General features: G+C 37.6%; 13 protein-coding genes and 1 tRNA gene. 12 read left to right on the top strand and 2 right to left on the bottom strand.

The genetic code is table 11. The features are described 5' to 3' along the window. Positions 1-27 precede the first annotated feature (27 nt). The 12 genes from dnaB to purD all read left to right on the top strand — a co-directional run bounded on the left by dnaB (position 28) and on the right by purD (position 12881). Complete coding sequence (gene dnaB, locus AC3B6G_RS03325; RefSeq protein WP_489849002.1) at positions 28-1410, top strand: replicative DNA helicase; 1383 nt, start codon at positions 28-30, stop codon at positions 1408-1410. Between the two features lie 157 nt (positions 1411-1567). Continuing rightward, on the top strand, positions 1568-2050 hold the full coding sequence (gene purE / locus AC3B6G_RS03320) for a 5-(carboxyamino)imidazole ribonucleotide mutase (protein ID WP_489849001.1): 483 nt from the start codon (positions 1568-1570) through the stop codon (positions 2048-2050). Then, positions 2034-3155: a 5-(carboxyamino)imidazole ribonucleotide synthase gene (purK, locus tag AC3B6G_RS03315; RefSeq protein ID WP_489849000.1), complete on the top strand. Its 1122-nt coding sequence runs from the start codon at positions 2034-2036 to the stop codon at positions 3153-3155. The genes purE and purK overlap by 17 nt, the downstream gene beginning before the upstream one ends. 11 nt (positions 3156-3166) lie before the next feature. Continuing rightward, positions 3167-3883, top strand: coding sequence for a phosphoribosylaminoimidazolesuccinocarboxamide synthase (gene purC, locus AC3B6G_RS03310; protein WP_489849562.1), 717 nt, complete (start codon positions 3167-3169; stop codon positions 3881-3883). Between the two features lie 14 nt (positions 3884-3897). Next, a complete protein-coding gene (gene purS, locus AC3B6G_RS03305; RefSeq protein ID WP_489848999.1) occupies positions 3898-4146 on the top strand; it encodes a phosphoribosylformylglycinamidine synthase subunit PurS in 249 nt (82 codons plus the stop codon). 6 nt (positions 4147-4152) lie between these two features. Next, complete coding sequence (gene purQ, locus AC3B6G_RS03300; RefSeq protein ID WP_489848998.1) at positions 4153-4818, top strand: phosphoribosylformylglycinamidine synthase subunit PurQ; 666 nt, start codon at positions 4153-4155, stop codon at positions 4816-4818. Between the two features lie 4 nt (positions 4819-4822). Then, the gene (gene purL, locus AC3B6G_RS03295) at positions 4823-7048 is read left to right on the top strand and encodes a phosphoribosylformylglycinamidine synthase subunit PurL (protein ID WP_489848997.1); all 2226 of its coding nucleotides are present in this window, start codon (positions 4823-4825) and stop codon (positions 7046-7048) included. Beyond that, the gene (gene purF / locus AC3B6G_RS03290) at positions 7024-8472 is read left to right on the top strand and encodes an amidophosphoribosyltransferase (protein WP_489848996.1); all 1449 of its coding nucleotides are present in this window, start codon (positions 7024-7026) and stop codon (positions 8470-8472) included. The genes purL and purF overlap by 25 nt, the downstream gene beginning before the upstream one ends. Further along, positions 8465-9517, top strand: a complete 1053-nt coding sequence (gene purM / locus AC3B6G_RS03285) for a phosphoribosylformylglycinamidine cyclo-ligase (RefSeq protein ID WP_489848995.1) — start codon at positions 8465-8467, stop codon at positions 9515-9517. Before purF ends, purM begins: the two co-directional genes overlap by 8 nt. Next, positions 9504-10079, top strand: a complete 576-nt coding sequence (gene purN / locus AC3B6G_RS03280; protein WP_489848994.1) for a phosphoribosylglycinamide formyltransferase — start codon at positions 9504-9506, stop codon at positions 10077-10079. Before purM ends, purN begins: the two co-directional genes overlap by 14 nt. Before the next feature lies 1 nt (position 10080). Beyond that, positions 10081-11613 (top strand): bifunctional phosphoribosylaminoimidazolecarboxamide formyltransferase/IMP cyclohydrolase, encoded by a 1533-nt coding sequence (purH, locus tag AC3B6G_RS03275; RefSeq protein WP_489848993.1) that lies wholly within the window; start codon positions 10081-10083, stop codon positions 11611-11613. Between the two features lie 17 nt (positions 11614-11630). Then, the gene (gene purD / locus AC3B6G_RS03270; protein WP_489848992.1) at positions 11631-12881 is read left to right on the top strand and encodes a phosphoribosylamine--glycine ligase; all 1251 of its coding nucleotides are present in this window, start codon (positions 11631-11633) and stop codon (positions 12879-12881) included. Positions 12882-12914: 33 nt separating this feature from the next. Here the strand turns inward: purD and AC3B6G_RS03265 are convergent, their stop codons facing one another. Next, positions 12915-13091: a hypothetical protein gene (locus AC3B6G_RS03265; RefSeq protein ID WP_489848991.1), complete on the bottom strand. Its 177-nt coding sequence runs from the start codon at positions 13089-13091 to the stop codon at positions 12915-12917. Positions 13092-13349: 258 nt separating this feature from the next. Beyond that, positions 13350-13422 (bottom strand) — tRNA-Lys (locus AC3B6G_RS03260). Positions 13423-13572 lie beyond the last annotated feature (150 nt).

The raw sequence follows: 13572 nt of genomic DNA, 5'->3' as shown, positions 1-13572 counted from the left end.
TTTTTAGATTAAAAAGGAATTATAAATATGAATAGTGAATCAATTAACCGAATCCCCCCTCAAAGTATTGATGCTGAAAAAGCTGTTTTAGGATCGATATTCTTAAATACAGACTCGTTACAAGAATCTTTGCAGTATCTTCGGGCTGATGATTTTTATACCCATTCTCATCAAATTATTTTCAAAGCAATGGAGGAGTTGGACAATGATGAACAACCCATTGATTTGATTACGATTACTAACTATTTAAAAGATAAGAAAAAAATTGATGATGTTGGTGGCGTTCAATATTTAACTGATTTGGCCCAATATACACCAACAGCTGCGAATGCTGTTTATTATGCTAAGATTGTTCGTGACAAGTCGATCAGTCGAAAATTAATTTCGGCAGCAACTAATATTGTCACTGCTGGATACGATGGTAGTGAAAATGTGGATGAACTTTTAGCCAATGCTGAAAGCGATATTTTAAGAGTTGGTGAAAACCTTAATCGTTCTGGATTTAAACAAATTGAAGATGTCGTTACTAAATCAATTAAAGAGATCGAAAAACTAAGAGATAAACCAGAATCCGTGACTGGATTATCAACTGGATATAATGATTTAGATAATATCACGACCGGGTTACATGATGGCGAATTGATTATTATTGCTGCTCGACCAGCCGTTGGTAAAACTGCGTTCGCTCTAAATATCGCTCGAAATGTAGCGTTAGAATCAAAAAAGGCGGTCGCTATTTTTAGTCTAGAAATGGGAGCTGAATCATTGGTTAACCGGATGCTTTGTGCCAGTGCTAACGTTGATGCTTACCACGTAAGAACTGGTCAGTTGACTCAAGAGGAGTTTAATAGTGTTAGTTTTGCAGGGCAAGCTCTTAAAAAAACCCAAGTGTATATTGATGATACTCCAGGTATTAGAATGGCTGAAATTCAAGCTAAGTGTCGACGATTAGCAAAAGAAAATGAGAATCTTGGTTTGATCGTAATTGATTATTTGCAATTGATTGAAAGTGGAAATCATGAAAATCGTCAACAAGAAGTCTCAATGATTTCGCGACAATTAAAAAAATTAGCTAAAGAATTAGAAGTTCCTGTAATTGCGTTATCTCAACTTTCTCGTGGAGTTGAACAACGACAAGATAAACGACCTGTTCTTTCTGATATTCGAGAATCTGGTTCAATTGAACAAGATGCTGATATTGTTTCGTTCTTGTATCGTGAAGATTATTACGAAAGAGATAACGATAGCGATGATGATGGAAATGAACAAAAGATTGACGATAACAACATTTGTCCAGTTGAAGTCATTATAGAAAAGAACCGTTCTGGAGCACGAGGAACTGTGAATCTATTGTTCCAAAAAGCTTATAATAAGTTCGTTAGTCCAGCTCCAGCTCAAATGAATGGCTAGGGAGATTAAAAAGACATGATAATTAATCATGTCTTTTTATTTTTGATTCTATCGAACAATTAAAATATTTTTAATGATAATAGTTCGTGTTTTGATTGACGAGAATAATTTAGCTTGTTATCATTATATTGTTAGAAAAGTTAAAGGAGTGATCTGAATGGACGTCGCAATCGTGATGGGTTCCATTTCTGATTGGCCAGTAGTAAAAGATACAGCTGAGATGTTGGATCAACTGGGCGTCAGCTATGATAAACATGTAATTTCCGCACATCGGATGCCAAACCAATTACAAACATTTGGTCAAAGTGCAAAAGACGAACATTATAAAGCGATTATTGCTGCTGCTGGTGGAGCTGCTCATCTTCCTGGGATGATGGCTGCTAATACCACCCTCCCTGTAATCGGGATTCCAGTTCAAACCAAAGCTTTGAATGGAATGGATTCATTGTTATCGATGGTTCAAATGCCTTCTGGGATTCCAGTTGCTACAGTTGCAATTGGTAAGGCTGGGGCAAAGAACGCAGCCCTTTTAGCTGCTCAAATCATTGGTTTACAAAATGAAGAAGTTGCTCAAAAATTAGTTGATTTCAGAAAACAACAAACCGAAGAGGCGATTAAAAGCAATGACCAACTCAATTAAAACAATTTTACCGCCTTCAACAATTGGAATTTTAGGTGGTGGCCAATTAGGTCAAATGATGGCAATTGCTGCTAAGTATATGGGATATAAAGTGGGGATTTTAGATCCAACCCCAGATGCACCTGCAGCACAAGTATCTGATTTTCAAATCGTTGCTGATTACGACGATGAAGCTGCATTACAAAAATTAGCTCAAAAAGCAGATGTTTTAACTTATGAATTTGAAAACGTTGACCAAGACGCCTTAGCAAAGCTAACTGGTGAAGTTGACGTTCCACAAGCTATTAATGAATTAACGATTACGAGTCATCGAATCCGTGAAAAAAATTTCTTGCGTCAAAATGGCATTCCAGTAACTAATTATGCTGCGGTAAATAATCAAGCTGATTTAGAAGCTGCGGTAACTAAAATTGGTTATCCTGGGATTTTAAAGACCTGTGAAGGTGGCTATGATGGTCACGGTCAAATTGATATCAATAATCATGATGATGTCGTTAATGCTGAAAAAGAACTTAATAACATTGAATGGATCTATGAACAAAAACAGCCATTCGTTAAAGAAGTTTCAATGATGGTTACTCGTGACTATACTGGAAAAACGTTTGCCTTTCCATTAAGTGAGAATATTCATAAGCACCATATTTTACACACTAGTATTATTCCGGCTCGGGTTGATGACCAAGTTCATCAAAAGGCTAGTCAAATTGTGCAAAAAATTGCCGATAGCTTGAAATTAGTCGGGGTCTTAGGAGTTGAAATGTTCGTTCTAGCAAATGGCGAATTACTTGTTAATGAACTAGCTCCGCGTCCTCATAACTCTGGGCACTTTTCAATTGAAGGGTGTAACGTTTCGCAGTTCGATGCTCACATTAGAAGTATTTGTGGTTTAGCGATTCCAGAAATTACTCAAGATCATAAGGCTGTCATGGTCAACTTATTGGGTGATGACCTTACTAAAGCGCGAAAAGAATTACCAAATCATCCTGAATGGCATTTTCATGACTATGGAAAAGCTGAAATTCGTCCCCAACGAAAAATGGGTCACATTACTGTAATTGGTGATGATTTTGATTCAATGTTGAACTCAATTAAGGAATTTGAATAAATCTAGAAAGGATTTTAAAAATGACATTAGTAGCCGAAGGAAAAACAAAACAATTATACACAACTGATGATCCATCAGTATTGAAGGTTCACTATACTAACCACACCACTGCTGGTGATGGGGTTCGAAATGAATTAATTGATAACAAGGGTGCGGTTAATAACCAGATCTCTAGTTTAATTTTTGAATACCTAAAAAAGAATGGAATTAGCACCCACTTTGTAAAACGAATTTCTGATACTGATCAATTGAATCTAAAGGTAAAGATGATTCCTTTGGAAGTTGTTATTCGGAACTTAGCTTCTGGTCATTTTCAAAAACGTTTTGGAACTAAATATCTCCAAGAATTAAAGCAACCTGTTGTTGAATATTTCTTTAAGAGTGATGAACTTCACGATCCGCTCGTAAATGATTCTGATGCCCAAGCATTAGACATTGCGACTGAAGATCAACTTATTGAAATGCGCCAGGTTGCTTTTAAGGTTAACCAACTTTTAATTAAGTTATTCAAGTCCGTTAATGTAATCCTTGTTGATTTTAAAGTTGAATTTGGGTTAACTGATGACGGTAAGATCGTTTTAGCTGACGAAATTTCTCCTGATTCTTGTCGGTTATTAGATGCTGATACTAAAGAATCATTAGATAAGGATGTTTTCAGAAAACAAACTGGTAATATGATGACTGGTTATCTTGAAATTCTCCATAAACTACAAAAGGCACTCGACTAGAAAGGATTTTTGCAATGTACTTAGCTAAAATTTACGTTACCCATAAACCATCAATTTTAGACCCCCAAGGTGAAGCGATTAAAAGCGCACTTCATCGTTTGGACTACAAATCGATCGATTCAATTTCATTAGGAAAGTACTTTGAAGTTAAGATCGATAAGGATGATCAAGATGCTGCCGAAAAGGTGATTGATTCCATTTGTAAAGATCTTTTGGTAAATCAAAATATGGAAACTTATCACTACGAAATCAAGAAAGGATAGTTAACGATGAAGTTTGCGGTAATTAGTTTTCCAGGTTCCAACTGTGACTGGGATATGTACCACGCAATTAATGACGACTTAAAACAAGATGTTGAAATGGTTTCATCGAACGATACTAAGTTGGATGGCTTTGATGGAGTATTGATTCCCGGTGGTTTTTCATACGGTGATTACCTTCGGAGTGGGGCAATTGCTCGTTTTGCTCCCATTATGCCCGCCGTTAAAGACATGGCTAAAGCTGGTAAAACGGTTTTAGGGGTCTGCAATGGTTTTCAAATCTTGACTGAAGCAGGTTTACTTCCTGGAACTTTACAACACAATACCAACATGCAATTTATTTCTGAATGGGAACCTTTAAAAGTTGTTAATAATCACACCCGTTTCACTAATGAATATAAGGAAAATGAAGATATTACAATTCCGATTGCTCATGGTGAAGGAAATTATTACTGTGATGAAGCAACTTTAAAGGAACTAAAAGCTAATCATCAAATCGTCTTTACCTACAAGAATAATCCGAACGGTAGTTATGACGACATTGCTGGAATTACAAACCGTGAAGGAAACGTTTTAGGAATGATGCCTCATCCTGAAAGAGCGGTTGAAGAAATCTTAGGAAGCACCGACGGTTTGAAATTATTCCAATCTTTATTAAATCAAGTAAGGAGCTAGGACATTGAAAAAAATGGTTGAACTTTCCCCAGAAGAAATTAAAGAACGTAAGATTTATCGTGATTGGGGTCTAACCGATGGGGAATACGATTTAATTTGTAATAAGTTACTTCATCGATTACCAAACTTCACTGAAACTGGTTTATATTCTGGGATGTGGAGTGAACATTGTTCATACAAAAACTCCAAACCAATTTTAAGAAAATTCTGGACCAAGGGTTCTCGAGTTATCGCAGGACCCGGTGAAGGAGCCGGAGTTTTAGACATTAATGATGGTCAAGCCGTTGTCTTTAAGGCTGAAAGTCATAACCATCCTAGTTTTGTTGAACCATATGAAGGTGCTGCTACCGGTGTCGGGGGAATCATTAGAGATATTTTCTCAATGGGTGCTAAGCCAATCGCTTCTTTAGATAGTCTCCGTTTTGGGGAACTTAGTCATCCTAAGAACCGGTTCTTATTGGACCAAGTGGTTGCTGGAATTGCCGGTTACGGAAACTGTATTGGAATTCCAACCGTTGGTGGTGAAATTAGTTTTGATCCTTGCTATAACGGAAATCCGTTGGTCAACGTTATGTGTGTTGGTTTAATGGAACAAGAAGACCTTGAAGCTGGTCGAGCAAAGGGAACTGGAAATTCAATCATCTACGTTGGTGCTAAAACCGGTCGTGATGGAATTAATGGGGCTACCTTTGCTTCTAGTCAATTCAGTGAAGAAGAGGAAGCCGATCGTTCCGCGGTTCAAGTTGGGGATCCATTTACTGAAAAACTATTAGTTGATGCTTGTTTGGAAATTACTCGTCATCATAAGGATATCTTGGTCGGAATTCAAGATATGGGAGCTGCTGGAGTAGTTTCATCGACTGCTGAAATGGCTGCTAAGGCAAACAGTGGGGTTGATTTGAACCTTGATTTAGTTCCTCAACGGGAAAAGGGGATGACTCCTTATGAAATCATGCTTTCTGAATCACAAGAACGAATGATTTTATGTATTAAAAAGGGTGCTGAACAAACTGTCTTGGATGTTTTTGAAAAATACGGTTTGAACGCCGTTGTCATTGGACACGTTAATAATGATGGTCAATACCGTTTGAGTCAACACGGAAAGTTGGTTTGTGATATTCCAACGAAGTCCTTAGTTGATGATGTTCCAGAATATGAACATCCAGTTGTTGAACCAGACCGTTTAAAGAATCCAGCTGCCGATTTCATGCCTAAGTACACTGATTTAACAGCAACGATCAAGCAAGTGTTAGCATCGCCAACAATTGCTTCCAAAAAATCTGTTTTTCGTCAATACGATAGTCGGGTTCAAGCCAATACGGTTCTTGAACCAGGTAGTGACTCCGCTATTGTGCGGGTTCGAAACACTAATAAGTCGCTTGCCATGACAATTGATTGTAACTCACGTTATATTTACCTTGATCCTTTCAAGGGTGGTCAAATTGCGGTTGCTGAAGCTGCTAGGAATATTGTCGCTGGTGGAGCCATTCCACTGGGAATTACCGACTGTTTGAACTTTGGGAACCCCGATGATGGCGAAAGTTACTATGAAATGAGTAAGTCGGCCGAAGGAATTTCAAAGGCTTGCCAAGAATTCGATGCCCCAGTCATTGGGGGAAACGTTTCCCTTTATAATGAAACTGATAATGAAGCTATTTACCCAACCCCAGTTATTGGGATGGTTGGTTTGATCGAAAAGAACGAAAACATAATGACTTCCTATATTCCAAAGGCTGATCAATTAGTTTACGTTCTTGGTAAGACTTATGATGATTTCAACGGCAGTGAAATTCAAAAGTTGCAAGCTGGTAAGATCAGTGGTCGAATTCAACATTGGTCCTTAGATACCGAAGCTAAGAATCAAAAACTAGTTCATGAAGCCATTGAGAACAAGCTCGTTACCGGGGTTCATGATATTAGTGAGGGTGGCTTAATTACTGCCCTTGGTGAAATGCTTTTCAAGAATCAACTTGGTTTTGATGGGCAAAGTGATTTAACTGGTGTTCAACTCTTTTCTGAAACTCAATCTCGTTTCGTTGTATCAGTTGATGCCGCTAAACAAGATGAATTTGAAGAATTAATGGGCAATAACGTTACTCTGTTAGGTAAAACAACTAGTAATGATGAATTTAATTTATCCCTCCAAGATGACGAAGTTCATACTTCCATCAAGGAGCTTAGAACAACATGGGAAGAAGGATTAGAATGCTCAATGAAGTCAAAAGCCTAAATGATGAATGTGGTGTTTTTGGCCTATTCGGAAGTAAACAAAATGACGCTGCTCAACTAGTTCATGATGGTTTACATGCATTGCAACATCGTGGTCAAGAGGGAGCTGGAATTGCTACTTTTGATGATAAAGGTCAAATCCATCGTCATCGTGGTCTAGGATTATTGACCCAAGTTTTTAGCAATTTAGATGATTTAGGTACCTTACCTGGTCATTCTGGAATTGGTCATATTCGTTATGCAACTGCAGGTAGTCATTCATTAAAGAATATTCAACCATTTCTTTTTGAAAATACAAATACACATTTTGCATTATCCCATAACGGAAATTTAACGAATGCTGATACTTTAAAGGCTAAGTTGACCAAGTTAGGGACTAAGTTTCAATCAGATTCAGATAGCGAATTATTTGGTGACTTGATTGAAGTTAGTACGAAAGATACCTTTATGGACAAGATCAAAGATGCTGCTAACCAGATGCATGGTGGATTTGCTTATGTTTTGATGACTAAGGATGCCATGTATGGAGTTTCTGATCCAAATGGTCTCCGGCCATTAGTAATGGGAAAACGTGATGATGGAGCCATTATTATCTGTAGTGAAACTTGTGCTTTAGATCAAGTACGTGCTCACTTCATTCGTGACTTACAACCTGGTGAAGTCGTTCAAGTTAATAAAGATGGCGTTAAAATTGATCATTTTACCACGAAGACGGAATTGACGGTTTGTTCAATGGAATACATCTATTTTGCTCGTCCCGATTCCGTAATCCATGGCGTTAGTGTTCATGAGGCTAGAAAGCGGATGGGAGCACGAGTTGCTCGTGAACATCCGGTTGATGCTGATGTTGTAATTGGAGTTCCTAACTCTTCACTATCTGCTGCGATTGGTTACGCTCAAGAAAGTGGGATTCCTTACGATATGGGAATGATCAAGAATCAATATGTGGCGCGGACGTTTATTGAACCTACCCAAGCCAAGCGGGAACGCGGAGTTTCAATGAAGTTATCCGTTGTAAAACCAGTGGTTGAGGGTAAGAATATTGTTTTAGTTGATGATTCGATCGTTCGTGGAACGACAAGTCGCTTTATTGTTAAATTATTACGGGATGCCGGTGCAAAGTCGATTCACGTTCGAATTGCTTCACCAGATTTGAAATTCCCATGTTTTTACGGAATCGATATTCAAAAGCCAAGTGAATTAATTGGTGCAAATTATGACATCGAAGGAATTCGAAAACAAATTGGGGCTGACTCTCTTGGTTACCTTAGTGTTGAAGGGTTAATTGATTCAATCGGGTTGAAATGCGATAACCAATATCATGGCTTATGTACAGCTTACTTTGATGGGAAGTATCCAACGCCATTATATGACTACGAAGCAGGTTATAAAAAAGAAGCAGAACGGTTGCATCTTTATGACTGAAAGGATGAATTCAATGGATGATCAATACCAAGCCGCTGGTGTTAACATTGCCAATGGTGAAAAAGCTGTCGACAACATCAAAAAAATTGTTAAGACGACCCAAGATTCTAATGTCTTAGAGGGATTAGGAGGTTTTGGAGCAGAATACAGCTTATTGAGTAGTTTTAAGAAGTATTCCAATCCAGTGTTGGTTTCAGGAACCGATGGTGTTGGAACTAAATTATTACTAGCTTTAAAGGCTGACAAACACGATACGATTGGAATTGACCTTGTGGCAATGTGTGCCAACGATATTTTAGCGCAAGGTGCTGATCCTTTATTTTTCCTTGACTACATTGGGGTTGGAAAATTAAATCCTGATCAAATTAAAACAATCGTAAAGGGAATTGCCGAAGGTTGTAAACAAGCTGGCTTGTCACTAATTGGTGGTGAGATGGCTGAAATGCCTGGGATTTACACCAATGGTGATTACGATTTGAGTGGGTTTGCCGTTGGAATTGGGGATCATGATAACCTACTTGGTGCTGATAAGGTTCGTGAGGGTGATGTCTTAGTTGGTTTGAAATCAAGCGGTGTTCATTCGAATGGTTTCTCACTGGTTCGCAAAATCATTAAGGATGCTAATCTTGATTTGAATAAAGTCTATCCAGGCTTTAAGAAACCATTGATTGAAGAGTTATTAACCCCAACGAAGTTGTATTATCACACCGTTAGTCCGTTGATCAAAGCCGATTTAGTTCATGCCAGCGCCAATATAACTGGTGGTGGCATTGCTGGAAATCTTTCACGAGTCATTCCGGATAACTTAACTGCTAAAATCGACCGAAGTAGTTGGGACCTTCCTCAATTGTTCAAATCCTTGAAAGAATGGGGGCATTTGGATACCGCTAATATGGATCATGTCTTTAACCAGGGAATTGGAATGGTTTTGGTAGTTCCAAAGGATAAGTATTCAGAAGTTGAAAAGAAATTATCAGCAACTGATCAGGAATACTATCAAATCGGTAAAATCGTGAAAGGAAGTGATAAACGTGTCGAATGGTAAATTACCAGTCGCAATTTTTGCTTCCGGGAACGGAACTAACTTTGAAGCGATAGCCAAAGCTGACCTTCCAATTGAAATTAAATTGTTGGTTTGTGATCATGCTGATGCACATGTTTTAAAACGTGCAGCGAAATTCGGAGTTCCATCCTTAGTAATTGAAGCTCATAAGGGGGTTTCAAAAGCAGAACGAGAAGGAATTATTTTAAAGCATCTCCACGCTGAAAACGTAAAAGCAATTTTCTTAGCTGGTTATATGCGTATCATTGGTGAAACCTTATTACAGGCCTATCCAAAACGAATTTTAAATATTCATCCAGCATTACTACCTAAGTTTCCTGGACGGCATGGGATTGAAGATGCTTATGAAGCTAACGTTCCAGAAACTGGTGTCACAATTCACTATATCGATTCTGGGATTGATACGGGTCAAATTATTGCCCAAAGAAGCGTTCCCAGACATTCAGATGATAGTTTAGATGATTTAGCAATGCGGATTCATGGTGTTGAACATCAATTGTATCCTGCAACGATTCTTGATTTGATAAATAAAGGAGAACTCTAACATGAAAAAATTAGCGTTACTAAGTGTTTCAGATAAGACCGGCATTGTTGATTTTGCAAAGGAATTGGAAAAAAGAAGCTATGAAGTTGTTTCAACTGGTGGAACTTTAAAGACCCTTCAAGATGGTGGGGTAAAAGCAACCGCTGTTGAAGATATCACTCATTTTAAAGAAATGCTTGATGGTCGGGTTAAAACTCTTCACCCACGGATTCATGCTGGAATTTTAGCTAAACGTGATAATCCAGAACATATGCGTCAATTGAAAGAAGATAACATCAACCCAATTGATTTAGTTTGTGTTAACCTTTACCCATTCAAACAAACAATTGAAAAACCAGATGTTACTGACGAAGAAGCAATTGAAAATATTGATATCGGTGGTCCATCCATGTTAAGAGCTGCCGCTAAGAATTCAAAAGACGTTATCGTCATCACTGACCGGAACGATTATGCAGAATTCTTAAAGCGCTATGACGAAAACAAGTTAGACGCTGATTATCATCGTCATTTAGCTGCAAAGGTCTTCAGACATACTGCTGCTTATGATGCTTTGATTGCAAAATACTTAACTAAAGAACCATTCCCTGAAAAATTAACGATGACCTTCGAAAAGGTTGAAAACATGCGTTATGGTGAAAACAGTCACCAACAAGCTGCTTACTATCGTGATCCAATTCCTGAAAAGTATTCCTTAGCTAACGCTAAACAATTACATGGAAAGGCATTATCATACAATAACGTTCGTGATGCCGATGCTGCTTTAAGAATCATTGCTGAATTTGCTGGTCAACCAGCCGTGGTTGCTTTGAAGCACATGAACCCATGTGGAATTGGAATTGCTGATAACTTAGATACTGCTTGGGACCGCGCTTACGAATCCGATACCATGTCGATTTTTGGTGGAATCGTGGCATTGAACAGAGAAGTTGACTTAGAAACCGCTAAAAAAATGCATTCTATTTTCTTGGAAATCGTGATTGCACCTTCATTTACTGATGAAGCTTATGATGTCTTAGCTAAGAAGAAAAACATTCGTCTTTTGACAGTTCCATTCGGACCAATTGATAAGAATGGTCATGATGAAGTTAGTGTTCTTGGTGGAATGCTCGTTCAAACTCGTGATTTACTTCATGAAACTCCAGATAACTTCAAGGTCGTTTCTAAAGCTCAACCTACTGAAGCTCAATTAAAGGCCTTAGCATTTGGTCAAAACGCTGTTAAACACGTTAAGAGTAATGCAATTATCGTTACTACTGCTAACCAAACATTAGGAGTTGGTGCTGGTCAACCAAACCGAATTGATTCTACTAAAATTGCAATCGATAAGGCAAAGGTTAAGAAGAACTACAAGGATGCCATTTTAGCTTCTGATGCTTTCTTCCCAATGGATGATTGTGTTGAATTTGCTGCAAAAAATGGGATTAAAGCAATTGTTGAACCAGGTGGTAGTATTCGTGATCAAGATTCAATTGATAAAGCAAACGAATACGGAATTGCTTTAGTATTTAGTGGTGCTCGTCACTTTAAACATTAATTTTTGAGGTGAACAAAATGGAAAAATGGCTCTTAATTGGTTCCGGTGGTCGTGAATATGTATTAGCCCAAACACTCGCAAAGAATGAACAACGCGAGGTGATTGTGGCTCCAGGGAACCCAATGATGGATCAAATGCCACGCGTTTCAACTGTTAACATTGATGAAATGGATTTTGATAAGTTGGTTCAGTTTGCCAAAGATGAAAAAATTACTTGTACTGTTGTCGGTCCAGAGCAACCACTTTCCGCTGGAATCGTTGATGCTTTTCAATCTCATGATCTAACGATTTGGGGACCGAGTAAGCAGGCAGCGCAATTGGAAAGTTCTAAAGCATTTGCTAAACGAATAATGCAAGCTCAAGGAGTCGCAACGGCCGCTTATCATGAATTTGCTGATGCTGATTCAGCAATTGCCTATATTAAGGATCAAGAAATGCCAATCGTGATCAAAGCAAACGGTTTAGCTGGTGGTAAAGGAGTTATGATTGCTCAAGATAAGGATGCTGCTGTTAATGATGTAAAGGAACTATTTGAAAAATTTCCGCAAACGGAATTGATCATTGAAGATTACTTATCTGGTCAAGAATTCTCCTTAATTGTAATGGCAAATGGAACTGAAATTGTGCCAATGCCAATTGCTCAAGATCATAAACGCCAATTAAATGATGATAAGGGGCCAAATACCGGTGGTATGGGTGCTTATAGTCCATGTCCACAATTTAGTTCTTCAATTGTTACTAACGCAATTAACGATATTATTAAGCCGGTTTTGACTGAAATGAAGAATCGGAATCAACCATTTACGGGATTCCTTTATGCTGGTTTAATGCAAACTGCTGATGGGACTAAAGTAATTGAGTTCAATGTCCGAATGGGTGATCCAGAAACCCAGGTCATTTTACCTCAATTAGAAAGTGATTTTGGTGAATTGATTTTGTCATTGTTGAACGGTGATAAACTGGTTGCTAAATGGCAAGACAGTAGCTTTTATCTTGGAACCGTTCTAGCTGCCAAGGGTTATCCCAAGAATCATCCTGACCATTTGAAATTACCTCAATTTAGTGATTCTAACTTAATGTTAAGTTATGCTGGAGTTGAAAATGTAAATGGTCAAATGCTTAGTCATGGTGGTCGAATTATGATGGTTTCTACCAAAGCTGATAATTTAAAAGCGGCTCAACAATATGTAAACAATGAAATTGCCAAGAATGTTGATTCTAATGACTATGAATTCAGAACTGACATTGGTAGTAAGGCATTTAAATAAAAAAATGGACATCTTTTGGATGTCCATTTTTTATTATCGTTTGATTTTTGCTAACGTTGAGAATGTAAAAGTTAAAATAAAGAAAATAATTAGTAAAATAATATTGATTGCAGATGAATTGCCTTGGTCAAAAATTTGATAAGCTTCGAAAATAATTCCACAAGCGAAGATAATTGTTAATATCCAACTACAGATTGTTTTAAAATTCACAGTACTAGACTCCCTTTGCCAATAATTATCATCATTATAGTTAAAAAGTTAATAATATAGCAAGTTTATTGATTTTTATCACGATAATCTTAGACAATTGGGGAAACATTTGCTATATTAGTCATTGAATTCATTTTTGGAAATGAATCCGATAAAACATTACATGAGCAGTGGATTTAATCCGCTGCTTTTTTATTTTTATAATTAAGTTACATAAAGAAAAAGCCGATAACCAATTGGTTATCGACTTTTTAGTAATGGGCAGTCAGGGGATCGAACCCTGGACCCACGGATTAAGAGTCCGTTGCTCTGCCAGCTGAGCTAACTGCCCATAAGATTTAATACGTCATATCTCAACGACAAGATATATAATAACATTTATTATCAATATAAGTCAACACTTTTTTTAAACTTTTTTCGATATAAATGAAGTAAAATGTTGACCGTGATATAATTAACACCTGGGCATTGGAATAAATGT

The organism is Nicoliella sp. ESL1149 (assembly GCF_058107265.1).
This window is presented reverse-complemented; position numbering and strand designations above follow the sequence as displayed.